Source organism: Pseudomonas sp. NBRC 111143 (genome assembly GCF_001320965.1).
Classification (GTDB): domain Bacteria; phylum Pseudomonadota; class Gammaproteobacteria; order Pseudomonadales; family Pseudomonadaceae; genus Aquipseudomonas; species Aquipseudomonas machongensis.
In genome coordinates this window covers 1-25,550 of record NZ_BCBT01000027.1, presented here as the reverse complement: position 1 = coordinate 25,550, position 25,550 = coordinate 1, and the positions used below count along the sequence as shown (strand labels likewise).

General features: G+C 57.8%; 32 protein-coding genes and 1 tRNA gene. All 33 read right to left on the bottom strand.

From position 1 onward, the window contains the following. Nucleotide 1: 1 nt before the first annotated feature. Nucleotides 2-178: a 50S ribosomal protein L30 gene (gene rpmD / locus APH44_RS15965; protein ID WP_029614570.1), complete on the bottom strand. Its 177-nt coding sequence runs from the start codon at nt 176-178 to the stop codon at nt 2-4. A gap of 2 nt (nt 179-180) precedes the next feature. Then, nucleotides 181-681 (bottom strand): 30S ribosomal protein S5, encoded by a 501-nt coding sequence (rpsE, locus tag APH44_RS15960; RefSeq protein ID WP_003255465.1) that lies wholly within the window; start codon nt 679-681, stop codon nt 181-183. 3 nt (nt 682-684) lie between these two features. Then, nucleotides 685-1,035, bottom strand: coding sequence for a 50S ribosomal protein L18 (gene rplR, locus APH44_RS15955; RefSeq protein WP_023629183.1), 351 nt, complete (start codon nt 1,033-1,035; stop codon nt 685-687). Between the two features lie 10 nt (nt 1,036-1,045). Further along, nucleotides 1,046-1,579 (bottom strand): 50S ribosomal protein L6, encoded by a 534-nt coding sequence (rplF, locus tag APH44_RS15950; protein WP_027594874.1) that lies wholly within the window; start codon nt 1,577-1,579, stop codon nt 1,046-1,048. Nucleotides 1,580-1,591: 12 nt separating this feature from the next. After that, nucleotides 1,592-1,984 carry a 30S ribosomal protein S8 gene (gene rpsH / locus APH44_RS15945; RefSeq protein ID WP_023382627.1) on the bottom strand — a complete coding sequence of 131 codons (393 nt, stop codon included), beginning with the start codon at nt 1,982-1,984 and terminating at the stop codon, nt 1,592-1,594. A 209-nt stretch (nt 1,985-2,193) separates the two neighbouring features. Beyond that, complete coding sequence (gene rpsN / locus APH44_RS15940; RefSeq protein ID WP_013970638.1) at nt 2,194-2,499, bottom strand: 30S ribosomal protein S14; 306 nt, start codon at nt 2,497-2,499, stop codon at nt 2,194-2,196. 13 nt (nt 2,500-2,512) lie between these two features. Then, entirely contained in the window at nt 2,513-3,052 is a 540-nt protein-coding gene (gene rplE, locus APH44_RS15935) for a 50S ribosomal protein L5 (RefSeq protein ID WP_003255474.1), read from the bottom strand. A 20-nt stretch (nt 3,053-3,072) separates the two neighbouring features. Beyond that, nucleotides 3,073-3,387, bottom strand: coding sequence for a 50S ribosomal protein L24 (gene rplX, locus APH44_RS15930; protein WP_003255476.1), 315 nt, complete (start codon nt 3,385-3,387; stop codon nt 3,073-3,075). Nucleotides 3,388-3,398: 11 nt separating this feature from the next. Next, complete coding sequence (gene rplN, locus APH44_RS15925) at nt 3,399-3,767, bottom strand: 50S ribosomal protein L14 (protein ID WP_011063774.1); 369 nt, start codon at nt 3,765-3,767, stop codon at nt 3,399-3,401. A 23-nt stretch (nt 3,768-3,790) separates the two neighbouring features. After that, nucleotides 3,791-4,057, bottom strand: coding sequence for a 30S ribosomal protein S17 (gene rpsQ, locus APH44_RS15920; RefSeq protein WP_023534981.1), 267 nt, complete (start codon nt 4,055-4,057; stop codon nt 3,791-3,793). 2 nt (nt 4,058-4,059) lie between these two features. Then, complete coding sequence (gene rpmC / locus APH44_RS15915; protein WP_002555481.1) at nt 4,060-4,251, bottom strand: 50S ribosomal protein L29; 192 nt, start codon at nt 4,249-4,251, stop codon at nt 4,060-4,062. Next, nucleotides 4,251-4,664 (bottom strand): 50S ribosomal protein L16, encoded by a 414-nt coding sequence (gene rplP / locus APH44_RS15910; RefSeq protein ID WP_009397508.1) that lies wholly within the window; start codon nt 4,662-4,664, stop codon nt 4,251-4,253. The genes rpmC and rplP overlap by 1 nt, the downstream gene beginning before the upstream one ends. 12 nt (nt 4,665-4,676) lie before the next feature. Further along, complete coding sequence (rpsC, locus tag APH44_RS15905; protein ID WP_003255481.1) at nt 4,677-5,363, bottom strand: 30S ribosomal protein S3; 687 nt, start codon at nt 5,361-5,363, stop codon at nt 4,677-4,679. 13 nt (nt 5,364-5,376) lie between these two features. Beyond that, nucleotides 5,377-5,709 (bottom strand): 50S ribosomal protein L22, encoded by a 333-nt coding sequence (gene rplV, locus APH44_RS15900; RefSeq protein ID WP_003103908.1) that lies wholly within the window; start codon nt 5,707-5,709, stop codon nt 5,377-5,379. An 11-nt stretch (nt 5,710-5,720) separates the two neighbouring features. Next, nucleotides 5,721-5,996: a 30S ribosomal protein S19 gene (gene rpsS / locus APH44_RS15895; protein WP_010486981.1), complete on the bottom strand. Its 276-nt coding sequence runs from the start codon at nt 5,994-5,996 to the stop codon at nt 5,721-5,723. A gap of 16 nt (nt 5,997-6,012) precedes the next feature. Further along, nucleotides 6,013-6,837 carry a 50S ribosomal protein L2 gene (gene rplB / locus APH44_RS15890; RefSeq protein WP_029614573.1) on the bottom strand — a complete coding sequence of 275 codons (825 nt, stop codon included), beginning with the start codon at nt 6,835-6,837 and terminating at the stop codon, nt 6,013-6,015. Between the two features lie 14 nt (nt 6,838-6,851). Beyond that, nucleotides 6,852-7,151, bottom strand: a complete 300-nt coding sequence (rplW, locus tag APH44_RS15885; RefSeq protein WP_003255484.1) for a 50S ribosomal protein L23 — start codon at nt 7,149-7,151, stop codon at nt 6,852-6,854. Then, nucleotides 7,148-7,750 carry a 50S ribosomal protein L4 gene (gene rplD / locus APH44_RS15880; protein ID WP_009397517.1) on the bottom strand — a complete coding sequence of 201 codons (603 nt, stop codon included), beginning with the start codon at nt 7,748-7,750 and terminating at the stop codon, nt 7,148-7,150. Before rplD ends, rplW begins: the two co-directional genes overlap by 4 nt. Before the next feature lie 12 nt (nt 7,751-7,762). After that, nucleotides 7,763-8,398: a 50S ribosomal protein L3 gene (gene rplC / locus APH44_RS15875; RefSeq protein ID WP_054893562.1), complete on the bottom strand. Its 636-nt coding sequence runs from the start codon at nt 8,396-8,398 to the stop codon at nt 7,763-7,765. 81 nt (nt 8,399-8,479) lie between these two features. Next, nucleotides 8,480-8,791, bottom strand: a complete 312-nt coding sequence (gene rpsJ / locus APH44_RS15870) for a 30S ribosomal protein S10 (protein WP_003186070.1) — start codon at nt 8,789-8,791, stop codon at nt 8,480-8,482. Between the two features lie 141 nt (nt 8,792-8,932). Beyond that, nucleotides 8,933-10,126 carry an elongation factor Tu gene (gene tuf / locus APH44_RS15865; protein WP_010951775.1) on the bottom strand — a complete coding sequence of 398 codons (1,194 nt, stop codon included), beginning with the start codon at nt 10,124-10,126 and terminating at the stop codon, nt 8,933-8,935. A gap of 27 nt (nt 10,127-10,153) precedes the next feature. After that, entirely contained in the window at nt 10,154-12,301 is a 2,148-nt protein-coding gene (fusA, locus tag APH44_RS15860; protein ID WP_054893561.1) for an elongation factor G, read from the bottom strand. A gap of 30 nt (nt 12,302-12,331) precedes the next feature. Continuing rightward, nucleotides 12,332-12,802 carry a 30S ribosomal protein S7 gene (rpsG, locus tag APH44_RS15855; protein ID WP_003246741.1) on the bottom strand — a complete coding sequence of 157 codons (471 nt, stop codon included), beginning with the start codon at nt 12,800-12,802 and terminating at the stop codon, nt 12,332-12,334. 106 nt (nt 12,803-12,908) lie between these two features. Next, nucleotides 12,909-13,280, bottom strand: coding sequence for a 30S ribosomal protein S12 (gene rpsL / locus APH44_RS15850; RefSeq protein ID WP_003255492.1), 372 nt, complete (start codon nt 13,278-13,280; stop codon nt 12,909-12,911). Nucleotides 13,281-13,490: 210 nt separating this feature from the next. After that, on the bottom strand, nt 13,491-17,690 hold the full coding sequence (gene rpoC, locus APH44_RS15845) for a DNA-directed RNA polymerase subunit beta' (RefSeq protein WP_054893560.1): 4,200 nt from the start codon (nt 17,688-17,690) through the stop codon (nt 13,491-13,493). 64 nt (nt 17,691-17,754) lie between these two features. After that, nucleotides 17,755-21,828, bottom strand: coding sequence for a DNA-directed RNA polymerase subunit beta (gene rpoB / locus APH44_RS15840; RefSeq protein WP_054893559.1), 4,074 nt, complete (start codon nt 21,826-21,828; stop codon nt 17,755-17,757). 220 nt (nt 21,829-22,048) lie between these two features. Beyond that, nucleotides 22,049-22,417, bottom strand: coding sequence for a 50S ribosomal protein L7/L12 (gene rplL, locus APH44_RS15835; protein ID WP_054893558.1), 369 nt, complete (start codon nt 22,415-22,417; stop codon nt 22,049-22,051). An 80-nt stretch (nt 22,418-22,497) separates the two neighbouring features. After that, nucleotides 22,498-22,998 carry a 50S ribosomal protein L10 gene (rplJ, locus tag APH44_RS15830; RefSeq protein WP_029614620.1) on the bottom strand — a complete coding sequence of 167 codons (501 nt, stop codon included), beginning with the start codon at nt 22,996-22,998 and terminating at the stop codon, nt 22,498-22,500. A gap of 203 nt (nt 22,999-23,201) precedes the next feature. Continuing rightward, nucleotides 23,202-23,897 (bottom strand): 50S ribosomal protein L1, encoded by a 696-nt coding sequence (gene rplA / locus APH44_RS15825; RefSeq protein ID WP_054893557.1) that lies wholly within the window; start codon nt 23,895-23,897, stop codon nt 23,202-23,204. Next, entirely contained in the window at nt 23,897-24,328 is a 432-nt protein-coding gene (rplK, locus tag APH44_RS15820; protein WP_003255500.1) for a 50S ribosomal protein L11, read from the bottom strand. Before rplK ends, rplA begins: the two co-directional genes overlap by 1 nt. A 119-nt stretch (nt 24,329-24,447) precedes the next feature. Further along, entirely contained in the window at nt 24,448-24,981 is a 534-nt protein-coding gene (gene nusG / locus APH44_RS15815) for a transcription termination/antitermination protein NusG (RefSeq protein ID WP_003255501.1), read from the bottom strand. Nucleotides 24,982-24,990: 9 nt separating this feature from the next. Further along, entirely contained in the window at nt 24,991-25,359 is a 369-nt protein-coding gene (gene secE, locus APH44_RS15810; protein WP_054893556.1) for a preprotein translocase subunit SecE, read from the bottom strand. A gap of 44 nt (nt 25,360-25,403) precedes the next feature. Beyond that, nucleotides 25,404-25,479: transfer RNA gene (locus APH44_RS15805), tRNA-Trp, on the bottom strand. Between the last annotated feature and the right edge of the window lie 71 nt (nt 25,480-25,550).

Below are 25,550 nucleotides of genomic sequence, written 5' to 3'. Positions count from 1 at the left end.
ATTAACCCTCGACGCGCAGCATGTAGTAAGCCTTGTTGATCATCCCGCGATTCTCGGGAGTATCCTGGACTTCTACAGTGTGACCGATGCGACGCAGACCCAGGCCTTTAACGCACAGGATGTGGTTAGGCAGGCGGCCGGCGGTGCTCTTGATCAGCGTTACTTTTACGGTTGCCATGATCAGAAGATCTCCTCAACGCTCTTGCCGCGCTTGGCAGCAATGGATTCAGGAGATTGCATGGCTTTCAGACCCTTGAAGGTGGCGTAAACCACGTTCACTGGGTTGGTCGAACCGTAGCACTTGGCCAGAACGTTCTGGACACCAGCAACTTCCAGGACAGCACGCATTGCGCCGCCGGCGATGATACCGGTACCTTCCGAAGCAGGCTGCATGTAAACCTTCGAGGCGCCGTGGGCAGCCTTGGTGGCGTACTGCAGGGTGGTGCCCTTCAGGTCAACCTGGATCATATTGCGACGGGCAGCTTCCATGGCTTTCTGGATCGCGGCAGGTACTTCGCGCGATTTGCCACGGCCGAAGCCGACGCGACCTTTGCCATCACCTACCACGGTCAGCGCGGTGAAGGTGAAGATACGGCCGCCTTTAACGGTTTTAGCAACGCGGTTAACTTGAACCAGCTTCTCGATGTAGCCTTCGTCGCGCTTTTGATCGTTATTTGCCATAACTTAGAACTCCAGTCCGCCTTCACGAGCAGCATCGGCCAGCGCCTTGACGCGACCATGGTACTTGAAGCCGGAACGGTCAAAGGCAACTTGAGATACACCGGCGGCTTTCGCACGCTCAGCTACCAGCTTGCCAACCTTAGTGGCCGCGTCGATGTTGCCGGTGGCGCCATCACGCAGTTCTTTGTCCAAGGTCGAGGCGCTTGCCAGAACCTTGCTGCCGTCGGCCGAAATGACCTGGGCATAGATGTGCTGCGAGGAGCGGAACACGCACAGACGCACGGCTTCGAGCTCGTGCATTTTCAGGCGTGCTTTGCGAGCGCGACGCAGTCGAATAACTTTTTTGTCGGTCATTTGCTAGGCCCTACTTCTTCTTGGCTTCTTTACGACGGACTACTTCGTCCGCGTAACGCACACCCTTGCCTTTGTAAGGCTCTGGCGGACGGAAGTCGCGGATTTCAGCGGCCACCTGACCCACCAGCTGCTTGTCGATACCCTTGATCAGGATGTCGGTCTGGCTTGGGGTTTCAGCGGTGATACCGGCTGGCAGTTCGTAGTCCACTGGATGCGAGAAGCCCAGAGCCAGGTTCAGGATGGTGCCCTTGGCCTGTGCCTTGTAACCAACACCGACCAGCTGGAGCTTGCGCTCGAAGCCTTGGCTTACGCCCTGGACCATGTTGTTCACCAGAGCACGGGTGGTACCGGCCATGGCACGAGCTTGCTGGTCACCGTTGCGAGCGACGAAGCGCAGCTCGCCGGACTCTTCGGTAACTTCAACAGACGAGTGAACGTTCAGTTCGAGAGTGCCCTTGGCACCCTTCACCGAAAGCTGCTGGCCGGCGAATTTGACTTCGACACCGGATGGCAGCTTAACGGGGTTCTTAGCGACGCGAGACATGCCTATCTCCCCTTAGAACACTGTGCACAGAACTTCGCCACCGACACCGGCAGCGCGCGCAGCGCGATCAGTCATCACACCTTTGTTGGTGGAGACGATAGACACGCCCAGACCGCCACGTACTTTCGGCAGGTCGGAGACGGACTTGTACTGGCGCAGGCCTGGACGGCTGGAGCGCTTCAGTTCCTCGATGACCGGACGGCCTTCGAAGTACTTCAGTTCGATCGACAGGGAAGGCTTGGCTTCGCCACTGACCTGGTAGCCAGCGATGTAACCTTCGTCCTTCAGAACTTTGGCAACCGCGACCTTCAGAGTGGAGGAAGGCATGCTTACGACGGACTTTTCAGCCATCTGGGCATTACGGATGCGAGTTAGCATGTCCGCTAACGGGTCCTGCATACTCATGGGCTAGATGCTCCTGATACAAGAATTATTAGCCTTGCGGCTATCACAACCACCTGACCGCCCCGGGCAAAAAACCCAGGCTCAGGTGAGCCGGTCATTCTAGACACAAGACAGAAACGAAACAAGCCCCACGAGGGGGCTTGTTTGTTGGCGATGTCACCGGCGGTCGGAAGATTGCTCCCCCTACGCCGGGATCACACCTGCAGCGATTACCAGGAGGCCTTGACCAGACCTGGTACGTCACCGCGCATTGCAGCTTGACGCAGCATGTTACGGCCCAGGCCGAACTTACGGTAAACACCGTGAGGACGACCGGTCAGGCGGCAACGGTTGCGCAGACGCGAAGCGCTGGCATCACGAGGCTGCTTCTGCAGAGCGACAACGGCAGCGAAACGCTCTTCTGGAGAGGCGTTCAGGTTGACGATGGTCGCTTTCAGCTCGGCACGCTTTTTGGCGTACTTGGCTACCGTGAGCTGACGCTTCAGCTCGCGATTTTTCATGCTCTTCTTGGCCATTTTCCTACTCCAATCAGTTGCGGAACGGGAACTTGAATGCACGCAGCAGAGCGCGGCCTTCGTCGTCCGAACGAGCAGTGGTGGTCAGGGTGATGTCCAAACCGCGCAGAGCATCGATCTTGTCGTAGTCGATTTCCGGGAAGATGATCTGCTCTTTCACGCCCATGCTGTAGTTGCCACGACCATCGAAGGACTTGGCATTCAGGCCGCGGAAGTCGCGAACCCGAGGCAGGGAGATCGCCAGCAGGCGGTCCAGGAACTCGTACATCTTGTCGCTACGCAGGGTCACCTTGACGCCGATCGGCCAGCCTTCACGGACTTTGAAGCCCGCGATGGATTTACGAGCGAAAGTCACGACCGGCTTTTGACCGGTGATCTTTTCCAGGTCGGCAACTGCGTGCTCGATGACTTTCTTGTCGCCGATCGCTTCGCCCAGACCCATGTTCAGGGTGATCTTGGTAACGCGCGGAACTTCCATCACGTTCGACAGCTTAAGTTCTTCCTTAAGCTTGGGAGCGATTTCGTTCCGGTAAATCTCTTTCAGTCGTGCCATGGTCTTCTACCTAGCAGTGTTCAAGCATCAACCGCTTTTTGGGTCGACTTGAAGACACGAATTTTCTTACCGTCTTCTACTTTGAAACCAACGCGGTCAGCCTTGTTGGTTTCGCCATTGAAGATGGCAACGTTGGAAGCGTGCAGAGGCGCTTCTTTCTCGACGATACCGCCCTGAACGCCTGCCATCGGGTTCGGCTTGGTATGACGCTTGACCAGGTTGACACCACCGATGACCAGACGGTCATCAGCGAGAACCTTCAGCACCTTACCGCGCTTACCCTTGTCTTTGCCGGCGATCACGATGATCTCGTCGTCACGACGAATCTTTTGCATGTCGGATCTCCTTACAGCACTTCAGGGGCGAGCGAGACGATCTTCATGAACTTCTCGTTACGAAGTTCACGGGTCACTGGCCCGAAGATGCGGGTACCGATCGGCTCTTGCTTGTTGTTCAGCAGAACAGCAGCGTTGCCGTCGAAACGAATGATGGAACCGTCAGCGCGACGTACACCGTGACGGGTACGAACGACAACAGCGGTCATCACCTGGCCTTTCTTGACCTTACCGCGAGGAATCGCTTCCTTGACGGTAACTTTGATGATGTCACCGATGCCGGCGTAACGGCGGTGCGAACCGCCGAGCACCTTGATGCACATGACGCGACGAGCGCCGCTGTTATCGGCCACATCGAGCATGGATTGAGTCTGAATCATAAAATTTCTCCGACCCCTAGCCCTTAGACTTCAACAGCGCGTTCGAGGACTTCAACCAGTGCCCAGGACTTGGTCTTGGCCAGCGGACGAGTTTCGGTAATCGAAACCTTGTCGCCGATCTTGCACTGGTTGGTTTCGTCGTGCGCGTGCAGCTTAGTCGAACGCTTAACGTATTTACCGTAGATCGGGTGCTTAACGCGACGCTCGATCAGAACGGTGATGGTCTTGTCCATTTTGTCGCTGACGACACGGCCAGTCAGCGTACGGACGGTTTTTTCAGCTTCAGCCATGATCACTTACCTGCCTGCTGGTTGAGCACAGTTTTCACGCGAGCGATGTCACGCTTAACTTGCGAGAGCAGGTGCGACTGCCCCAACTGGCCAGTTGCTTTCTGCATACGCAGATTGAACTGGTCGCGCAGCAAGCCGAGCAGTTGCTCATTCAGTTGCTGTGCCGATTTTTCACGAAGTTCATTCGCTTTCATCACATCACCGTCCGCTTAACAAAGGAGGTGGCGAGAGGCAGCTTTGCAGCAGCCAGGGCGAAAGCTTCGCGCGCCAGCTCTTCAGAAACACCCTCGATCTCGTACAGGACTTTGCCTGGCTGGATCTGGGCAACCCAGTACTCCACGGAACCCTTACCTTTACCCATACGAACCTCGAGAGGCTTCTTGGTAACCGGCTTGTCCGGGAATACACGGATCCAGATCTTGCCGCCACGTTTTACGTGACGGGTCAGCGCACGACGCGCCGACTCGATCTGGCGGGCGGTGAGACGACCGCGAGCGACAGCTTTCAGAGCGAACTCGCCGAAGCTGACCTTGCTACCGCGCAGTGCCAGACCACGGTTGTGGCCGGTCATCTGCTTGCGGAATTTTGTACGCTTTGGTTGCAACATTTGGCGTACCCCTTACTTAGCAGCTTTTTTACGAGGCGCTGGTGCTTGCGGCTTCAGCTCTTCCTGGCGACCACCAATTACTTCGCCTTTGAAGATCCAAACCTTCACACCGATCACACCATAGGTGGTGTGAGCTTCGTAGGTGTTGTAGTCGATATCGGCACGCAGGGTGTGCAGAGGCACACGACCTTCGCGATACCACTCAGTACGGGCGATCTCGGCACCGCCGAGACGACCGCTCACCTGGATCTTGATGCCTTTGGCACCAATACGCATGGCGTTTTGTACGGCGCGCTTCATGGCGCGACGGAACATAACGCGGCGCTCCAGCTGCTGGGCAACGCTTTGCGCAACCAGCATGGCGTCGAGTTCCGGCTTGCGGATCTCTTCGATGTTGATGTGCACAGGCACACCCATCTGCTTGGTCAGGTCCTGACGCAGCTTCTCTACATCCTCACCCTTCTTGCCGATAACAATACCGGGACGAGCGGTGTGGATGGTGATGCGTGCAGTTTGAGCCGGACGATGAATATCGATACGGCTTACGGACGCGCTTTTTAGTTTGTCTTGGAGGTACTCACGCGTTTTCAGATCCTTCAACAGGTAATCTGCGTAAGTAGCACCGTCTGCGTACCAGACGGAGGTGTGCTCCTTGACGATTCCCAGGCGAATGCCAGTGGGATGTACTTTCTGACCCATCTGATCGACTCCGTTACTTGTCCGCAACCTTGACAGTGATATGGCAAGACCGCTTGACGATGCGATCAGCGCGGCCTTTGGCACGCGGCATGATGCGCTTCAGCGAACGCCCTTCGTTGACGAAAACGGTGCTGACCTTCAGGTCATCAACGTCTGCGCCTTCGTTGTGTTCGGCGTTGGCAACGGCCGACTCGAGGACTTTCTTCATGATTTCAGCGGCTTTTTTGCTGCTGAAGGCCAACAGGTTGAGCGCTTCGCCCACCTTCTTCCCGCGGATCTGGTCGGCGACCAAGCGGGCTTTCTGGGCGGAGATTCGAGCGCCCGACAACTTAGCGGCTACTTCCATTTCCTTACCCCTTAACGCTTGGCTTTCTTGTCAGCCACGTGCCCGCGATAGGTGCGGGTACCGGCGAACTCGCCCAGTTTGTGGCCGACCATGTCTTCGTTCACGAGAACTGGGACGTGTTGGCGACCGTTGTGTACCGCGATGGTCAGACCGACCATTTGTGGCAGGATCATCGAACGGCGCGACCAGGTTTTCACTGGCTTGCGATCGTTCTTCTCCACCGCCACTTCGATCTTCTTCAGCAGGTGAAGATCGATAAAAGGACCTTTTTTCAGAGAACGTGGCACTGTCGTATCCCTCTAGTTACTTGCGACGACGGACGATCATGTTGTCGGTACGCTTATTACCACGGGTTTTCGCACCCTTGGTTGGGAAGCCCCATGGCGATACCGGATGACGACCACCGGAGGTACGACCTTCACCACCACCATGTGGGTGGTCAACCGGGTTCATGGCAACACCACGAACGGTTGGGCGAACGCCGCGCCAGCGTTTGGCACCAGCTTTACCCAGCGAACGCAGGCTGTGCTCGGAGTTCGAGACTTCACCCAGGGTCGCACGGCATTCAGCCAGTACTTTGCGCATCTCACCGGAGCGCAGACGCAGAGTCACGTAGGCACCTTCACGAGCGATCAGCTGAGCCGAAGCACCAGCGGAACGAGCGATCTGTGCACCTTTACCCGGCTTCAGTTCGATGCCGTGAATGGTGCTACCTACCGGGATGTTGCGCAGTTGCAGGGAGTTACCGGCCTTGATTGGGGCCAGGGCACCTGCGATCAGCTGGTCGCCAGCGCTCACGCCTTTAGGGGCGATGATGTAGCGACGCTCGCCGTCTGCGTAGCACAGCAGGGCGATGTGAGCAGTACGGTTTGGATCGTATTCCACGCGCTCGACAGTGGCTGGAATGCCATCTTTGTCGTTGCGACGGAAGTCGACCAGACGGTAATGCTGCTTGTGACCACCACCAACGTGACGAGTGGTAATGCGGCCATTGTTGTTACGACCACCAGACTTCGATTTCTTCTCGAGCAGCGGTGCGTGAGGAGCGCCTTTGTGCAGCTCCTTGTTGACCACCTTGACCACGAAACGGCGGCCAGGGGAAGTCGGTTTGCATTTAACGATTGCCATGATGCACCCCTTCCTTACTCAGCACTGCTGCTGAAATCGAGATCTTGGCCTGGCTGAAGGGAGACGATCGCCTTCTTCCAGTCATTACGCTTGCCCAGACCACGTGCGGTACGCTTGGTTTTACCCAGGACGTTGACAGTCGACACGTTTTCAACTTTTACGTTGAACAGGCCTTCGACAGCTTTCTTGATTTCCAGCTTGGTTGCATCGGTAGCAACCTTGAATACGAACTGGCCTTTTTTCTCAGCCAGAACGGTAGCCTTCTCGGAAACGTGCGGGCCAAGGAGGACTTTGAATACGCGTTCCTGGTTCATCCCAGCAGCTCCTCGAATTTCTTCACGGCGGAGACAGTGATCAACACTTTCTCGTAGGCGATCAGGCTGACCGGGTCGGAACCCTGGACGTCACGTACGTCGACGTGCGGCAGGTTACGAGCAGCCAGGTACAGATTCTGATCAACTGCGTCCGAAACGATCAGTACGTCGTTCAGGCCCATGCCGTTCAGCTTGTTCAGCAGGTCTTTGGTTTTCGGCGCTTCGACAGCGAAGTCCTGAACCACGACCAGACGATCGCTACGCACCAGCTCGGAGAGGATGGAGCGCAGTGCTGCGCGGTACATCTTCTTGTTGAGCTTCTGCGAGTGATCCTGAGGGCGAGCTGCGAAGGTGACACCACCGCCACGCCAGATCGGACCACGAGTGGTACCGGCACGAGCACGGCCAGTACCCTTCTGACGCCATGGGCGCTTACCGCCACCGGCTACGTCAGAGCGGGTCTTCTGCTGCTTGGTGCCCTGACGGCCGCCGGCCATGTAGGCCACGACTGCTTGGTGTACCAGCGTCTCGTTGAATTCGCCACCGAAAGTCAGTTCGGAAACTTCGATCGCCTGAGCGTCATTTACATTGAGTTGCATGTCAGTTTCCCCTTAACCGCGAGCCTTGACAGCCGGACGCACAACCACGTCGCCGCCAGTAGCGCCTGGAACGGCACCCTTGATCAGCAGCAGGTTGCGTTCAGCGTCTACGCGTACTACTTCCAGGGACTGTACAGTCACGCGCTCAGCGCCCATGTGACCGGACATCTTCTTGCCCTTGAATACACGACCAGGAGTCTGGCACTGGCCGATGGAGCCAGGGACACGGTGCGATACGGAGTTACCGTGGGTGTTGTCCTGACCACGGAAGTTCCAACGCTTGATGGTACCGGCGAAGCCTTTACCTTTGGACTGACCGGTTACGTCTACCAGCTGGCCTGCAGTGAAGAGTTCAGCTTTGATCAGATCGCCAGCCTGGAAATCGCCTTCTTCAAGACGGAACTCCCAGACACCGCGACCAGCGGCAACGTTAGCCTTGGCGAAGTGACCTGCCTGAGCGGCAGTCACACGCGAAGCACGACGCTCGCCGACAGTGACTTGCACTGCACGGTAGCCATCGGTTTCTTCAGTTTTGAACTGGGTGACACGATTCGGCTCGATCTCGATGACCGTGACCGGAATGGAGACACCTTCTTCGGTGAAAATGCGGGTCATACCGCACTTGCGACCGACTACACCAATAGTCATGTTGTAAACCTCATGAGTGTACGGGGCTTTCACCCGCTATGGCCGCCCATTTCAGAGCGTTACACGACTCAGACCGAAGTCTTAGCCGAGGCTGATCTGCACTTCCACACCTGCCGCGAGATCAAGCTTCATCAGCGCATCAACGGTTTTATCCGTTGGCTGGACGATGTCCAGAACGCGCTTATGAGTGCGAATCTCGTACTGGTCACGCGCGTCTTTGTTGACGTGCGGGGAGACCAGAACGGTGAAACGCTCTTTGCGGGTAGGCAGTGGAATTGGACCACGCACTTGTGCACCAGTACGTTTCGCGGTTTCCACGATTTCCTGGGTGGATTGGTCGATCAGGCGATGGTCGAAAGCCTTCAACCTGATACGGATTTGCTGATTTTGCATTGGATTTCAGACTCCAGGCTGTTCCCAACGGACGCACTACGCCCGCTAAAAGGAGGCGTGATTCTATAGACGCCCCTATTTAGTGTCAACCCAATAAAAAAAACCCCCGCTAAGCGGGGGTTTTTTCAATCGGTCGAGTGATTACTCGATGATTTTGGCTACGACGCCGGCGCCGACGGTACGACCGCCTTCACGGATGGCGAAGCGCAGACCGTCTTCCATTGCGATGGTCTTGATCAGGGTGACAGTCATCTGAATGTTGTCACCTGGCATTACCATTTCAACGCCTTCCGGCAGTTCGCAGTTACCGGTCACGTCAGTGGTACGGAAGTAGAACTGAGGACGGTAGCCTTTGAAGAACGGAGTGTGACGACCGCCTTCTTCCTTCGACAGAACGTAGACTTCTGCGGTGAACTTGGTGTGCGGCTTGACCGAACCTGGCTTGACCAGAACCTGGCCACGCTCAACGTCGTCACGCTTGGTACCACGCAGCAGAACGCCGCAGTTCTCGCCAGCACGACCTTCGTCCAGCAGCTTGCGGAACATCTCAACACCGGTGCAGGTGGTGGTGGTGGTGTCACGCAGACCAACGATTTCCAGCGGATCCTGAACGCGGACGATGCCACGCTCGATACGGCCGGTAACAACGGTACCACGACCCGAGATCGAGAATACGTCTTCGATCGGCATCAGGAATGGCTGGTCGATGGCACGAACTGGCTCAGGAATGTAGGCATCCAGAGTTTCTACCAGCTTCTTGACAGCGGTAGTGCCCATTTCGTTGTCGTCTTTGCCTTCCAGCGCCATACGAGCCGAACCGATGATGATCGGGGTGTCGTCGCCTGGGAAGTCATAGGTGGACAGCAGGTCGCGAACTTCCATCTCGACCAGTTCCAGCAGCTCAGCGTCGTCTACCAGGTCAGCCTTGTTCAGGAAGACCACGATGTACGGAACGCCTACCTGACGGGACAGCAGGATGTGCTCACGGGTTTGTGGCATCGGACCATCGGCAGCCGAGCAAACCAGGATCGCGCCGTCCATCTGGGCAGCACCGGTGATCATGTTCTTCACGTAGTCAGCGTGACCTGGGCAGTCAACGTGAGCGTAGTGACGAATGTTCGAGTTGTACTCGACGTGAGCGGTGTTGATGGTGATACCGCGCGCTTTTTCTTCCGGAGCCGAGTCGATCTTGTCGAACTCAACGACTGCCGAACCGAAAACCTCGGAGCAGACGCGAGTCAGAGCTGCGGTCAGAGTGGTCTTACCGTGGTCAACGTGGCCGATAGTGCCGACGTTAACGTGGGGAAGGGAACGATCAAATTTTTCTTTAGCCACGACAGTGAACCTCTTGCCTAAAGGGGATTAGCCTTGTTTTTTAACGAGTGCTTCGACGATGTTCGACGGAGCTTCGGCGTATTTGGAGAATTCCATGGAGTAGCTTGCGCGACCCTGAGACATGGAACGAACGTCGGTCGCGTAACCGAACATCTCTCCGAGCGGTACCTCAGCAGTGATTACCTTGCCGGACACCGAGTCTTCATTACCCTGGATCATCCCGCGACGACGGCTCAGGTCACCCATCACGTCACCCAGGTAATCTTCCGGGGTTACAACTTCGACCTTCATGATCGGCTCAAGCACCACGCCACCGCCCTTCTGGGCCAGCTGCTTGGTCGCCATCGAAGCGGCGATTTTGAACGCCATTTCGTTGGAGTCGACGTCGTGGTACGAACCGTCGAATACCGTAGCCTTCAGGCCGAGCAGCGGATAGCCGGCAACAACGCCGTTTTTCATCTGCTCTTCGATACCCTTCTGGATCGGGGCGATGAATTCCTTAGGAATCACACCACCAACGACTTCGTTGGTGAACACCAGACCTTCGGTGATGTTGCCCTTCTCGTCCACGTCCGGCTCCGAGAAACGGATCCAGCAGTGACCGAACTGACCACGACCACCCGACTGACGAACGAACTTGCCTTCGATCTCGACGTTGGACTTGGTGATCTTCTCGCGGTACGAAACCTGCGGCTTGCCGACGTTGCACTCGACGTTGAACTCGCGCTTCATGCGGTCAACGAGGATGTCCAGGTGCAGCTCACCCATACCGGAGATGATGGTCTGGCCGGTTTCTTCGTCGGTCTTGACGCGGAACGACGGGTCTTCCTGGGCCAGCTTGCCCAGAGCGATACCCATCTTCTCCTGGTCAGCCTTGGTTTTCGGCTCTACGGAGAGCGAAATTACCGGCTCAGGGAAGTCCATACGCTCGAGGATGATCGGCTTGTCGGCGTTGCACAGGGTGTCACCGGTGGTGACGTCCTTCATGCCGATCAGAGCAGCGATGTCGCCAGCGCGTACTTCTTTGATCTCTTCACGCTGGTTGGCGTGCATCTGCACCATACGACCGACACGCTCTTTCTTGCCCTTGACCGAGTTGATGACGGAGTCACCGGAGGTCAGGAAGCCCGAGTAGACGCGGACGAAGGTCAGAGTACCCACGAACGGGTCGGTGGCAATCTTGAACGCCAGGGCCGAGAACGGCTCGTTGTCGTCAGCAGGACGCTCGTCGTACTGCTCTGGAGTGACTTCATCCTTCGGCACGTCGATCAGATCAGGGTGAATACCCTTGATCGCTGGGATCTCGGTTGGCGCAGGCAGGAAGTCAATGACGGCGTCGAGAACCAGGGGAACGCCCTTGTTCTTGAACGAGGAACCGCAGACAGCAGGAACGATCTCGCTCGCCAGGGTACGGGCGCGCAGACCAGCCTTGATGTCTTCGACGGACAGGTCACCCTCTTCGAGGTACTTGTTCATCAGCTCTTCGTTGGCCTCGGCAGCAGCCTCGACCATGTTGCTGCGCCATTCGTTGGCCAGGTCCACCAGCTCGGCAGGAATCTCTTCCTCGCGATAGGTGGTGCCTTTGTCGTCATCGTTCCAGTAGATGGCCTTCATCTTGATCAGGTCAACCTGACCCTGGAAGTCATCTTCAGCACCGATGGCCAGCTGGACCGGAACCGGGGTGTGACCCAGGCGGTTCTTGATCTGGCCGACAACGCGCAGGAAGTTGGCACCGGCACGGTCCATCTTGTTCACGTAGACAACACGTGGAACGCCGTACTTGTTGGCCTGACGCCATACGGTTTCGGACTGAGGCTCAACGCCGGAGGTACCGCAGAACACGACGACCGCGCCGTCGAGTACACGCAGCGAACGCTCTACTTCAATGGTGAAGTCAACGTGGCCGGGGGTATCGATGACGTTTACGCGGTAGTTGTCGTACTGACCACGGGAGCCTTTCCAGAAGGTGGTAACGGCAGCGGAGGTAATGGTGATACCGCGCTCCTGCTCCTGCACCATCCAGTCGGTGGTCGCGGCGCCATCATGCACCTCGCCCATCTTGTGGCTCAGACCTGTGTAGAACAGGATCCGCTCGGTAGTGGTGGTCTTGCCCGCGTCAACGTGGGCACAGATACCAATGTTACGGTAGCGGTTAATTGCTGTAGTACGAGCCATAAAGCCCTCGCAAAATGATTGATGCTTGAATTAGAAGCGGTAGTGCGAGAACGCTTTGTTGGCTTCGGCCATACGGTGCACGTCTTCACGCTTCTTGACTGCAGCACCCTTGCCTTCGGCAGCATCCAGCAGTTCGCCGGCCAGGCGCAGGGCCATCGACTTCTCGCCGCGCTTGCGGGCGTAGTCTACGAGCCAGCGCATTGCCAGAGCGTTACGACGGGATGGACGAACTTCAACCGGAACCTGGTAAGTGGCACCGCCGACACGACGGGACTTTACTTCGACCAGCGGAGCGATGGCGTCGAGAGCTTTCTCGAAGATTTCCAGGGGGTCGCTGTTCTTGCGTGCTTTGACAGTATCCAGGGCACCGTAAACGATGCGCTCGGCTACGGCCTTCTTGCCGCTTTCCATCACGTGGTTCATGAACTTGGCGAGGATCTGAGATCCGTATTTCGGATCGTCAAGGATCTCACGTTTTGCTGCTACACGACGTCTTGGCATGATAAGCCCTCAAACGGTCTTCAGGTTAGCCCGGGACGCGGGTCTTCGACCCCTGCCCGACCTTACTCTTATCGACTCAAATAAATGGATGTCTGCAAACGACCGATTACTTCGGACGCTTGGTACCGTACTTCGAACGGCCCTGGTTACGGCCTTTGACGCCCGAAGTATCCAGAGAGCCGCGAACGGTGTGGTAACGAACACCTGGCAAGTCTTTTACACGGCCGCCACGGATCAGGACGACGCTGTGCTCTTGCAGGTTGTGGCCTTCACCGCCGATGTACGAGGAAACCTCGAAACCGTTGGTCAGACGCACACGGCATACTTTACGCAGTGCCGAGTTAGGTTTTTTCGGCGTGGTGGTGTACACACGGGTGCACACGCCACGACGCTGCGGGCAGTTCTGCAGCGCAGGAACGTCGGACTTCTCGACCGAACGCTTGCGCGGCTGACGTACCAGCTGGTTGATAGTTGCCATCTACTAGCTCCACTGATTGTCTTGCGACTCTATTGTCTTGCAAGAAAGCCAAAAATTGGCGAGACGGAGCCTCACCAAATTTAAGGGTACAAAAGTCTAAAGAGGATCTTGCACCCAGTCAAGACAAGGCCCCGACCCTTCCTGCCCGATCATCGGCAACAAATCATGTCACCGAGACTCGGGAGGAAGGGGCCGGGGCCCCGCCTCTTCTTAGTTACCGCTGGAGTTCAGCGCTTCGGTCAGTGCGGCTTCCACCTCACTGGCGCTCACACGCAGCGGCTTGTCGGCATCACGGCGACGCTTGCGCTCGCTGTGGTACGCCAGACCGGTACCGGCCGGGATCAGACGACCCACGACCACGTTCTCTTTCAGGCCACGCAGGTAGTCGCGCTTGCCGGTTACCGCCGCTTCGGTCAGTACGCGGGTGGTTTCCTGGAAGGAAGCCGCGGAGATGAACGACTCGGTCGACAACGACGCCTTGGTGATACCCAACAGGACACGGGTGAACTTGGAGATGAACTTGTCTTCGCCAGCCAGACGCTCGTTCTCTACCAGTACCTGGGTCAGCTCCATCTGGTCGCCCTTGATGAAGCTGGAATCGCCCGACTCGCTGATCTCGACCTTGCGCAGCATCTGGCGCAGGATGGTCTCGATGTGCTTGTCGTTGATCTTCACGCCCTGCAGACGGTAAACGTCCTGGATCTCGTTGACGATGTATTTCGCCAGCGCGCTGACACCCAGCAGACGCAGGATGTCGTGCGGATCACTTGGACCGTCGGAGATGACTTCGCCGCGGTTTACCTGTTCGCCTTCGAAGACGTTCAGGTGGCGCCACTTCGGAATCAGCTCTTCGTACGGATCGCTGCCGTCGGTCGGCGTGATGACCAGGCGACGCTTGCCCTTGGTCTCTTTACCGAACGCGATGGTACCGCTGACTTCAGCCAGGATCGACGCTTCCTTCGGACGACGCGCTTCGAACAGGTCGGCAACGCGCGGCAGACCACCGGTGATGTCACGGGTCTTCGACGTTTCTTGCGGGATACGCGCGATAACGTCACCGACGCCGATCTGGGCACCGTCAGCCACACCGACGAGGGCGTTGGCCGGCAGGAAGTACTGAGCCGGCACGTCGGTACCCGGCAGGTACAGATCCTTGCCGTTGGCATCGACCATCTTGATGGCCGGACGGATTTCCTTGCCAGCAGCAGGGCGATCCTTGACGTCCAGGACTTCAATGTTGGTCAGGCCGGTCAGTTCGTCGGTCTGGCGCTTGATCGTGATGTTTTCTTCCATGCCCACGAAGGTCACGGTACCTTTCAGTTCGGTAACGATCGGGTGGGTGTGCGGGTCCCACTTGGCGACGATGGCGCCAGCTTCGACCTTCTCACCTTCCTTGACCGAAATCACGGCACCGTAAGGCAGCTTGTAGCGCTCACGCTCACGACCGAACTCGTCGGCAATGGCCAGCTCGCCGGAACGCGATACCGCGACCAGGTTGCCATCGGCACGCTCGACCTGCTTCAGGTTGTGCAGACGTACCATACCGCCGTTCTTCACCTGGACGCTGTCGGCAGCCGAGGTACGGCTTGCAGCACCACCGATGTGGAAGGTACGCATGGTCAGCTGGGTACCCGGCTCACCGATCGACTGTGCAGCGATGACGCCGACAGCTTCACCGATGTTCACCTGGTGACCACGAGCCAGGTCACGACCGTAGCACTTGGCGCAGATGCCATAGCGGGTTTCGCAGCTGATCGGCGAACGCACGATCACTTCGTCGATGCTGTTCAGCTCGATGAACTCGACCCACTTCTCGTCGACCAGGGTGCCAGCAGGAACGATGACGTCCTCGGTACCAGGCTTGAACACGTCGCGGGCGATGACACGACCCAGAACACGCTCACCCAGCGGCTCTACAACGTCGCCACCTTCGATGTGCGGCGTCATCAACAGGCCCTGGTCGGTGCCGCAGTCGATCTCGGTCACGACCAGATCCTGCGCCACGTCTACCAGACGGCGAGTCAGGTAACCGGAGTTCGCAGTCTTCAGTGCGGTATCCGCCAGACCTTTACGAGCACCGTGGGTCGAGATGAAGTACTGCAGTACGCTCAGACCTTCACGGAAGTTCGCAGTGATCGGCGTCTCGATGATCGAGCCGTCCGGCTTGGCCATCAGACCACGCATACCCGCCAGCTGACGAATCTGTGCAGCGGAACCCCGCGCACCCGAGTCAGCCATCATGTACATCGAGTTGAAGGACTCTTGCTCGACTTCCTTGCCCTCACGGTCGATGACCTTCTCTTTCGAAAGGTTGGCCATCATCGCCTTGGACACTTCGTCGTTCGCCTTCGACCACAAGTCGATGACCTTGTTGTACTTCTCGCCCTGGGTAACCAGGCCGGAGGCGTACTGGCTCTCGATTTCCTTCACTTCATCGGTGGCAGTACCGATGATGCGGGCTTTTTCGTCCGGGATAACGAAGTCGTTAACACCGATCGAGACGCCGGAAATGGTCGAGTAAGCGAAACCGGTGTACATCAGCTGGTCAGCGAAGATCACGGTCTCTTTCAGACCAACCACGCGGTAGCACTGGTTGATCAGCTTGGAGATCGCCTTTTTCTTCATGGGCTGGTTGACCACGTCGTACGGCAGACCTGCCGGAACGACCTGGAACAGCAGCGCACGGCCAACGGTGGTGTCGACGATACGGGTGTTCTTGGTGACGCTGCCATCACGGTCTTTCACGGTCTCGTTGATACGGACCTTGATTTTCGCGTGCAGGGCAGCCTCGCCGGCGCGGAATACGCGGTCGACTTCCTGCAGGTCGGCGAACACGCGACCTTCGCCCTTGGCGTTGATGGCTTCGCGGGTCATGTAGTACAGACCCAGTACGACGTCCTGCGAAGGAACGATGATCGGCTCACCGTTGGCTGGCGACAGGATGTTGTTGGTCGACATCATCAGCGCGCGCGCTTCGAGCTGGGCTTCCAGGGTCAGCGGCACGTGAACGGCCATCTGGTCACCGTCGAAGTCGGCGTTGTACGCAGCACAGACCAGCGGGTGCAGCTGGATCGCCTTGCCTTCGATCAGCACCGGCTCGAACGCCTGGATACCCAGACGGTGCAGCGTCGGTGCACGGTTCAGCAGGACGGGGTGTTCGCGGATGACTTCGGCGAGAACGTCCCAGACCTCTGGCAACTCGCGCTCGACCATCTTCTTGGCCGCCTTGATGGTGGTCGCCAGACCACGCATTTCCAGCTTGCCGAAAATGAACGGCTTGAACAGCTCGAGGGCCATCTTCTTCGGCAGACCGCACTGATGCAGACGCAGGGTCGGGCCTACGGTAATTACCGAACGACCGGAGTAGTCCACGCGCTTACCGAGCAAGTTCTGACGGAAGCGACCTTGCTTACCTTTGATCATGTCGGCCAGCGACTTCAGCGGACGCTTGTTCGAGCCAGTGATGGCGCGACCGCGACGGCCGTTGTCGAGCAGGGCATCGACTGCTTCCTGCAGCATGCGCTTTTCGTTGCGCACGATGATGTCCGGCGCCGACAGATCGAGCAGGCGCTTCAGACGGTTGTTACGGTTGATCACCCGACGATACAGGTCGTTCAGGTCGGAGGTCGCGAAGCGGCCACCATCCAGCGGAACCAGCGGACGCAGGTCCGGCGGCAGCACTGGCAGGACGGTCAGGACCATCCACTCAGGCAGGTTGCCCGAGCCCTGGAAAGCTTCCATCAGCTTCAGGCGCTTGGACAGCTTCTTGATCTTGGTTTCCGAGTTGGTTTGCGGAATTTCTTCACGCAGACGGCCAATCTCGTGCTCCAGGTCGATCGCGTGCAGCAGCTCGCGGACAGCCTCGGCACCCATGCGGGCGTCGAAGTCGTCACCGAACTCTTCCAGCGCTTCGAAGTACTGCTCGTCGTTCAGCAGCTGACCCTTCTCGAGGGTGGTCATGCCTGGATCGATCACCACGTAGCTCTCGAAGTAGAGCACGCGCTCGATGTCACGCAGGGTCATGTCCATCAGCAGGCCGATACGGGACGGCAGCGACTTCAGGAACCAGATGTGGGCGACCGGCGAGGCCAGTTCGATGTGCGCCATGCGCTCACGACGAACCTTGGCCAGGGCAACTTCAACGCCGCACTTCTCGCAGATCACACCGCGGTGCTTGAGGCGCTTGTACTTGCCGCACAGGCACTCGTAGTCCTTGACTGGGCCAAAGATCTTGGCGCAGAACAGGCCGTCACGCTCAGGTTTGAACGTACGGTAGTTGATGGTTTCCGGCTTCTTAACTTCACCGAACGACCACGAACGGATCATTTCAGGCGACGCCAGACCGATGCGGATGGCGTCGAACTCTTCGACTTGACCCTGGTTTTTCAGCAAATTCAGTAGGTCTTTCAAGGCCTTTCCTCCTGGCGGAGCAGGAAGCGGGCTATACCAGCCCCGCTCCCCTTCGCGTCACGTGTTATTCGGTTTCCAGATCGATATCGATACCGAGCGAACGGATCTCTTTGATCAACACGTTGAAGGACTCGGGCATGCCCGGCTCCATACGGTGATCGCCATCCACGATGTTCTTGTACATCTTGGTACGGCCGTTCACGTCGTCCGACTTCACTGTGAGCATTTCTTGCAGGGTGTATGCCGCGCCGTATGCTTCCAGCGCCCACACTTCCATCTCCCCGAAACGCTGACCACCGAACTGCGCCTTACCACCCAACGGCTGCTGGGTAACCAGGCTGTAGGAACCAGTGGAACGCGCGTGCATCTTGTCGTCCACCAAGTGGTTCAGCTTGAGCATGTACATGTAACCAACGGTCACAGGACGCTCGAACTTGTTGCCGGTACGGCCGTCGAACAGCACCATCTGGCCGCTCTCTGGCAGGTCGGCCAGCTTCAGCATGGCCTTGATCTCACGCTCCTTGGCACCGTCGAAGACAGGCGTCGCCATCGGCACACCTTTCTTGAGGTTGTTGGCCAGGGCGAAGATCTCTGCGTCGGAGAACTCGTCGAGGTTTTCCTGACGACCACCGATCTCGTTATAGATCTCGGTCAGGAAGGTACGCAGCTCGGCTGCCTTGCGCTGTTCTTCGATCATGCGGTCGATCTTCTCGCCCAGACCTTTGGCCGCCAGGCCCAGGTGGGTTTCGAGAATCTGACCGACGTTCATACGCGAAGGTACGCCCAGCGGGTTCAGTACGACGTCGACCGGAGTACCGTTGGCGTCGTGCGGCATGTCTTCTACCGGCATGATCACCGAGACGACACCCTTGTTACCGTGACGACCGGCCATCTTGTCACCCGGCTGGATGCGACGGCGGATTGCCAGGTAGACCTTGACGATCTTCAGTACGCCTGGAGCCAGGTCATCGCCCTGCTGCAGCTTGCGCTTCTTGTCTTCGAACTTGTCGTCCAGCAGACGGCGACGATCGACGATGTACTGCTGAGCCTTTTCCAGCTGCTCGTTCAGTGCATCTTCGGCCATGCGCAGTTTGAACCACTGGCCGTGCTCCAGACCGTTCAGTACGTCGTCAGTGATCACGGTGCCTTTCTTCAGGCCCGCACCACCGTCGACCACCTGGCCGTTCAGAGCCGAACGCAGACGCTCGAAGGTTGCGCCTTCGACGATGCGGAACTCTTCGTTGAGGTCCTTGCGGATCTCGTCCAGCTGCATCTTCTCGATGGCCAGGGCGCGGCTGTCGCGCTCGACGCCATCACGGGTGAAGACCTGTACGTCGATGACAGTGCCCTTGGTGCCGGTCGGCACGCGCAGGGAAGTGTCTTTGACGTCGCTGGCCTTCTCACCGAAGATCGCACGCAGCAGTTTCTCTTCCGGCGTCAGCTGGGTCTCGCCTTTCGGAGTGACCTTGCCGACCAGGATGTCACCGGCGCCGACTTCGGCACCTACGTAGACGATACCGGCTTCGTCCAGCTTGTTCAGCGCAGCCTCACCCACGTTCGGGATGTCCGCGGTGATTTCCTCTGGGCCAAGCTTGGTGTCACGCGCCACACAGGTCAGTTCCTGGATGTGGATCGTGGTGAAGCGGTCTTCCTGAACCACACGCTCGGACAGGCAGATGGAGTCTTCGAAGTTGAAGCCGTTCCACGCCATGAACGCGATGCGCATGTTCTGGCCCAGTGCCAGTTCACCCATATCGGTGGACGGACCGTCAGCCATGATGTCGCCACGCGCAACCACATCACCCTTGCTCACCAGCGGGCGCTGGTTGATGCAGGTGTTCTGGTTCGAACGGGTGTATTTGGTCAGGTTGTAGATATCCACACCTGCTTCACCGGTCTCGACTTCGTCGTCAGCTACACGCACGACGATACGACTGGCGTCGACCGAGTCGATCACACCACCACGGCGAGCCACGACGCAGACGCCGGAGTCACGGGCGACGTTGCGCTCCATGCCGGTACCTACCAGCGGCTTGTCGGCACGCAGGGTCGGTACAGCCTGACGCTGCATGTTCGAACCCATCAACGCACGGTTGGCGTCGTCGTGCTCGAGGAACGGAATCAGCGAGGCAGCAACGGAAACAACCTGCTTCGGCGAAACGTCCATCAGGGTGACGTCTTCCGGCGCCTTGACGGTGAATTCGTTCAGGTGACGGACCGCTACCAGCTCGTCGATCAGGTGCTTCTGCTCGTTCATCGCAGCCGAAGCCTGGGCGATGACGTGATCAGCTTCTTCGATCGCCGACAGGAACACGATGTCGTCGGTGACCACACCCTCTTTCACCACACGGTACGGGCTTTCCAGGAAGCCGTACTGGTTGGTGCGGGCGTAGGCCGCCAGGGAGTTGAACAAACCGATGTTCGGACCTTCCGGCGTTTCGATCGGGCACACGCGGCCGTAGTGGGTCGGGTGTACGTCACGGACTTCGAAGCCGGCGCGCTCACGGGTCAGACCGCCAGGGCCGAGTGCGGAGACACGACGCTTGTGGGTGATCTCGGAGAGCGGGTTGTTCTGGTCCATGAACTGCGAGAGCTGGCTGGAACCGAAGAACTCCTTCACCGCCGCCGCAACCGGCTTGGCGTTGATCAGGTCCTGCGGCATCAGGCCTTCGCTTTCGGCCATCGACAGACGCTCTTTGACCGCACGCTCGACGCGCACCAGGCCAACGCGGAACTGGTTCTCGGCCATCTCGCCGACACAACGCACGCGACGGTTACCCAGGTGGTCGATGTCGTCGACGATGCCCTTGCCGTTACGGATGTCGACCAGGGTCTTCAGTACATCGACGATGTCTTCCTTGCTCAGCACGCCCGAACCTTCGATCTCGGTGCGACCGATACGACGGTTGAACTTCATGCGGCCTACGGCGGACAGGTCGTAACGCTCGGCGCTGAAGAACAGGTTGTTGAACAGGGTCTCGGCGGCGTCCTTGGTTGGTGGCTCGCCTGGACGCATCATGCGATAGATTTCGACCAACGCTTCCAGCTGGTTGCTGGTGGTATCGATCTTCAGCGTGTCGGCGATGAACGGACCGCAATCGATGTCGTTGGTGTACAGGGTCTCGATGCGGACGACCTGGGCCTTGGCGATCTTGACCAGCAGATCGGTGGTCAGCTCGGTGTTGCACTCGGCCAGGATTTCACCAGTTGCCGGGTGCACGATGGCCTTGGCAGTGGTACGGCCAATCATGTACTCGAGCGGAACGTCCAGCTGCTTGACGCCAGCCTTCTCGATCTGGTTGATGTGGCGCGCAGTGATACGGCGGCCTTGCTCGACGATGACCTTGCCGGTCTCGTCGGTAATGTCCATTACCGCAACTTCACCGCGCAGACGCTGGGCAACCAGCTCCAGGCTCAGCTTCTCACCGGAAACGTGGAACACGTTGGTGGTATAGAAGGTGTCCAGGATCTCTTCGGTGCTGTAGCCCAGCGCGCGCAGCAGTACGGAGGCCGGCAGCTTGCGGCGACGGTCGATACGGACGAACACGCAGTCCTTCGGATCGAACTCGAAGTCGAGCCAGGAGCCGCGGTAAGGAATGATGCGAGCGGAGTACAGCAGCTTGCCGGAGCTGTGAGTCTTGCCACGGTCGTGGTCGAAGAACACACCAGGCGAACGGTGCAGCTGGGAAACGATCACACGCTCGGTACCGTTGATAACGAAGGTACCGTTCTCAGTCATCAGGGGAATTTCACCCATGTAGACTTCTTGCTCTTTGATGTCCTTGATCGCTTTGTTCGACGATTCCTTGTCGAAGATGATCAGGCGCACCTTGACCCGCAGTGGGACCGCGAAGGTCACGCCACGCAGGACACATTCCTTCACATCGAAGGCAGGCTCGCCCAGGCGATAGCCTACGTACTCCAGGGCAGCATTGCCGGAGTAGCTGATGATCGGGAATACCGATTTGAAGGCCGCATGCAGACCGACGTCGCGGAACTGATCCTTGGATGCTCCCGCCTGCAGGAATTCGCGATACGAATCCAGCTGGATGGCCAGGAGATACGGCACATCCATGACGTCCGGCAACTTGCTAAAGTCCTTGCGGATACGTTTTTTCTCAGTGTATGAGTAAGCCATCAGCGTTCCCCAGCTTGGTCACCTGCTTGTTTGGCTTCTCCCGGCGGGAGCAGCCAGAAAATCGTGCAAACCCCTTGGTTTGCGCCACCCACATGGGTGTCTTGCAGCTCATTATCGGGGCCGACATGATCGGCCACCAATAACGGAAAAAGGCCGGTGGCACAGGCCACCAGCCATCAGCCCTACGCTTGACGCTCAGGCTGCAGTCGCAAAGTCGAAATTACTTCAGCTCGACTTTAGCGCCAGCTTCTTCCAGCTTCTTCTTAGCGTCTTCAGCGGCTTCTTTCGAAACGCCTTCAGCTACAACCTGAGGAGCGCCATCGACTTTCTCTTTGGCTTCTTTCAGGCCCAGACCGGTCAGTTCGCGAACGGCTTTGATGACGTTCACTTTCTTGTCGCCGGCTTCAACCAGGACAACGTTGAACTCGGTCTGCTCTTCAACAACGGCGGCGGCAGCAGCTGGGCCAGCGGCAACAGCGGCAGCAGCGGTAACGCCGAAGGTTTCTTCCATTGCTTTGATCAGTTCAACAATTTCCAGAACGGTTTTCTGGCCGATTGCTTCGATGATTTGCTCGTTAGTCAGAGACATGACTATGAATTCCTGTATTGGGGGACAGCCTTACACGGCCATCAAATTAAACGTTTGATTTCGAGAGAAGCTACGCCGCCTTAGGCAGCAGCGGCTTCTTTCTGGTCGCGCAGAGCTGCCAGGGTACGAGCCAGCTTGCTGGTTGCACCTTGGATTACGCTCATCAGCTGTGCGATAGCCTCGTCGCGAGTTGGCAGGGTTGCCAGCACGTCGATCTGGTTAGCGGCAAGGAACTTGCCGTCGAACGCAGCTGCCTTGATCTCGAACTTGTCCTGACCCTTGGCGAATTCCTTGAACAGACGAGCAGCAGCGCCCGGGTGTTCGTTGGAGAACGCAATCAGGGTAGGGCCGGTGAAGGCGTCGTTGAGGACACTGAATTCAGTGTCAGCAACAGCGCGCTTGAGCAGGGTGTTACGTACGACACGCACGTATACGCCAGCTTCACGAGCCTCTTTACGGAGTCCGGTCATTGCGCCTACAGTCACACCACGGGCATCGGCCACGACAGCGGACAGAGCGACTTTGGCAGCCTCGTTGACTTCAGCGACGATGGCCTTCTTGTCTTCGAGTTTAATTGCCACGGGTTTACTCCTGGTTTCTACCGTTTCATCTGGCCGAGGCCGGATGTCGTTTTGGTGTCTGATTCGCGAGCGAATCGGGAGCACCATCTGCGTAGGCTTGTGTTTTAAGACTTGCGTCGCCTACGGTCTTGGATAGCCCCCGCCAGGCAGGGACCCCAATCTTGTTGCAGTCGGCGCGCTCGAGAGACCGCGCCGACTTTGCATTACACGTTCAGCGAGCTCTGATCGATGATCAGACCTGGGCCCATGGTGGTGCTCAGGGTAACGCGCTTGACGTAGATACCTTTCGAGGAAGCCGGCTTGATACGCTTCAGATCAGCGATCAGGGCTTCAACGTTTTCCTTCAGCTTGTCAGCTTCGAAGCCGATCTTGCCAACGGAGGTGTGGATGATACCGTTCTTGTCGGTACGGTAGCGAACCTGACCAGCCTTGGCGTTTTTCACGGCAGTGGCTACGTCAGGGGTCACGGTACCGACTTTCGGGTTAGGCATCAGGCCACGAGGACCCAGAACCTGACCCAGCTGACCGACAACGCGCATGGCATCCGGGGATGCGATGACGACGTCATAGTTCAGGTCGCCGCCTTTCATTTCGGCAGCCAGATCGTCCATACCTACGCGGTCAGCGCCGGCAGCCAGAGCGGCCTCGGCAGCTGGACCCTGGGTGAAGACAGCAACGCGTACGGTCTTGCCAGTGCCGTGCGGCAGCACAGTAGCGCTACGAACGACCTGGTCGGATTTACGCGGATCAACACCGAGGTTTACGGCGATGTCGTACGACTCGACGAATTTGGCAGCCGGCAGCGAAGCCAGCAGGGTAGCGGCCTCTTCGAAGTTATAGGCCTTGCCTGCTTCGATTTTCTCGGCGATTGCCTTTTGACGCTTGGTCAGCTTAGCCATTACACACCCTCCACGTTCAGGCCCATGCTGCGGGCAGAGCCAGCGATGGTGCGTACAGCTGCATCCAGGTCAGCGGCGGTCAGATCAGCCTGTTTTGCCTTGGCGATATCTTCCAGCTGAGCGCGGGTGACGGTACCGACCTTGACGGTGTTCGGACGGGCCGAACCACTGGTCAGGCCAGCAGCTTTCTTCAGCAGAACCGAGGCAGGGGTGCTCTTGGTTTCGAAGGTGAAGCTACGGTCACTGTAAACAGTGATGATCACAGGAGTCGGCAGGCCGGCTTCTTGACCCTGAGTACGGGCGTTGAAGGCCTTGCAGAATTCCATGATGTTCACACCGTGTTGACCCAGTGCTGGACCAACGGGTGGGCTTGGGTTGGCCTGGCCGGCCTTTACTTGCAGCTTGATGTAAGCCTGAATCTTCTTAGCCATGAGCTACTCCAAAATCGGGTTCGAACGCCTGGTGGCTCCCCGGATGACTTGCGTTTTATCCCAGTGACGACAAAACCCCGCAGCACATAGGGCTGCGGGGTATGGGATGCGTCGCTCAGTTAGACCTTCTCGACCTGACTGAACTCAAGCTCTACCGGAGTAGAGCGACCGAAAATGAGCACTGCGACCTGCAGACGGCTCTTCTCGTAGTTAACCTCTTCGACGCTACCGTTGAAGTCGGCGAATGGACCGTCAATGACGCGAACCACTTCACCCGGCTCGAACAGCGTCTTCGGCTTCGGCTTGTCACTGCCGTCGGCAACGCGACGCAGAATAGCTTCTGCCTCTTTATCGGTGATCGGCGCGGGCTTGTCCGCGGTACCACCAATGAAACCCATGACGCGAGGGGTATCCTTGACCAAGTGCCAAGTCCCTTCGTTCATTTCCATCTGCACCAGGACATAGCCCGGGAAGAATTTACGCTCACTCTTGCGCTTCTGGCCGTTGCGCATTTCGACGACTTCTTCGGTCGGAACGAGAATCTCGCCAAACCCATCTTCCATGCCTGCCAGCTTTACGCGCTCGATGAGGGAGCGCATGACATGCTTCTCGTAACCCGAGTAAGCATGCACAACATACCAACGCTTAGCCACGAGACACCCTTAGCCAACAATCAAGGAAACCAACCAGCCGAGCAGGGAATCCAGACCCCACAACAGCAGCGCCATCACGAGGACCACAGCCACCACGATCAACGTAGTCTGGGTAGTCTCCTGGCGGGTTGGCCACACGACTTTACGGATCTCGGCACGAGCTTCCTTCGCCAGCGTAAAGAACGACTTACCCTTCGCAGTCTGCAGAGCAACGAAGCCTGCGACAGCCGCCAGGGCGAGCAGCGCGAGAACGCGATACAGGATAGGAGCGGCGGAGTAATACTGATTACCCACGACACCTACGACAACCAATGCAACTACAGCCAGCCACTTGAACAGATCAAAACGCGATTCTTGGGCTTCAGTTTTGGGAGTCATCGGGGAGGATCCTGTAAGAAGAAAGCCAATCACACCGAGGTGAATGGCAGGTCAGGAGGGAATCGAACCCCCAACCTACGGTTTTGGAGACCGTCGCTCTGCCAATTGAGCTACTGACCTGTAACGCTGTATCAGGCCGGCCATTATGCCGGCCTGATTTAGATAAATCAACTACTTATTCAATAATCTTC

Bases quoted from the DNA above. Each gene is read 5' to 3' on its own strand.
- rplD (WP_009397517.1), bottom strand. From the start codon at position 7,750: ATGCAACTCAATGTAAATGACGCTCAGGCGATCGAAGTTTCCGAACTG.
- rplR (WP_023629183.1), bottom strand. From the start codon at position 1,035: ATGACCGACAAAAAAGTTATTCGACTGCGTCGCGCTCGCAAAGCACGC.
- rpsG (WP_003246741.1), bottom strand. From the start codon at position 12,802: ATGCCAAGACGTCGTGTAGCAGCAAAACGTGAGATCCTTGACGATCCG.
- rpsE (WP_003255465.1), bottom strand. From the start codon at position 681: ATGGCAAATAACGATCAAAAGCGCGACGAAGGCTACATCGAGAAGCTG.
- rplN (WP_011063774.1), bottom strand. From the start codon at position 3,767: ATGATTCAGACTCAATCCATGCTCGATGTGGCCGATAACAGCGGCGCT.
- rpmC (WP_002555481.1), bottom strand. From the start codon at position 4,251: ATGAAAGCGAATGAACTTCGTGAAAAATCGGCACAGCAACTGAATGAG.
- fusA (WP_054893561.1), bottom strand. From the start codon at position 12,301: ATGGCTCGTACTACAGCAATTAACCGCTACCGTAACATTGGTATCTGT.
- rpoB (WP_054893559.1), bottom strand. From the start codon at position 21,828: ATGGCTTACTCATACACTGAGAAAAAACGTATCCGCAAGGACTTTAGC.
- rplL (WP_054893558.1), bottom strand. From the start codon at position 22,417: ATGTCTCTGACTAACGAGCAAATCATCGAAGCAATCGGCCAGAAAACC.
- rplB (WP_029614573.1), bottom strand. From the start codon at position 6,837: ATGGCAATCGTTAAATGCAAACCGACTTCCCCTGGCCGCCGTTTCGTG.
- rplW (WP_003255484.1), bottom strand. From the start codon at position 7,151: ATGAACCAGGAACGCGTATTCAAAGTCCTCCTTGGCCCGCACGTTTCC.
- rpsN (WP_013970638.1), bottom strand. From the start codon at position 2,499: ATGGCCAAGAAGAGCATGAAAAATCGCGAGCTGAAGCGTCAGCTCACG.
- rpsL (WP_003255492.1), bottom strand. From the start codon at position 13,280: ATGGCAACTATCAACCAGCTGGTACGTCAGCCGCGCAAGCGTTCGGTC.
- rplE (WP_003255474.1), bottom strand. From the start codon at position 3,052: ATGGCACGACTGAAAGAGATTTACCGGAACGAAATCGCTCCCAAGCTT.
- rpsJ (WP_003186070.1), bottom strand. From the start codon at position 8,791: ATGCAAAATCAGCAAATCCGTATCAGGTTGAAGGCTTTCGACCATCGC.
- rpsH (WP_023382627.1), bottom strand. From the start codon at position 1,984: ATGAGTATGCAGGACCCGTTAGCGGACATGCTAACTCGCATCCGTAAT.
- rplF (WP_027594874.1), bottom strand. From the start codon at position 1,579: ATGTCTCGCGTCGCTAAGAACCCCGTTAAGCTGCCATCCGGTGTCGAA.
- rplK (WP_003255500.1), bottom strand. From the start codon at position 24,328: ATGGCTAAGAAGATTCAGGCTTACATCAAGCTGCAAGTAAAGGCCGGC.
- rpsQ (WP_023534981.1), bottom strand. From the start codon at position 4,057: ATGGCTGAAGCTGAAAAAACCGTCCGTACGCTGACTGGCCGTGTCGTC.
- rpsC (WP_003255481.1), bottom strand. From the start codon at position 5,363: ATGGGTCAGAAAGTACATCCCACTGGCATTCGCCTGGGAATCGTCAAG.
- rplP (WP_009397508.1), bottom strand. From the start codon at position 4,664: ATGTTGCAACCAAAGCGTACAAAATTCCGCAAGCAGATGACCGGCCAC.
- rplC (WP_054893562.1), bottom strand. From the start codon at position 8,398: ATGACTATTGGTGTAGTCGGTCGCAAGTGCGGTATGACCCGCATTTTC.
- rplV (WP_003103908.1), bottom strand. From the start codon at position 5,709: ATGGAAGTAGCCGCTAAGTTGTCGGGCGCTCGAATCTCCGCCCAGAAA.
- rplX (WP_003255476.1), bottom strand. From the start codon at position 3,387: ATGCAAAAGATTCGTCGTGACGACGAGATCATCGTGATCGCCGGCAAA.
- rplA (WP_054893557.1), bottom strand. From the start codon at position 23,897: ATGGCTAAGCTGACCAAGCGTCAAAAGGCAATCGCCGAGAAAATCGAA.
- secE (WP_054893556.1), bottom strand. From the start codon at position 25,359: ATGACTCCCAAAACTGAAGCCCAAGAATCGCGTTTTGATCTGTTCAAG.
- rpmD (WP_029614570.1), bottom strand. From the start codon at position 178: ATGGCAACCGTAAAAGTAACGCTGATCAAGAGCACCGCCGGCCGCCTG.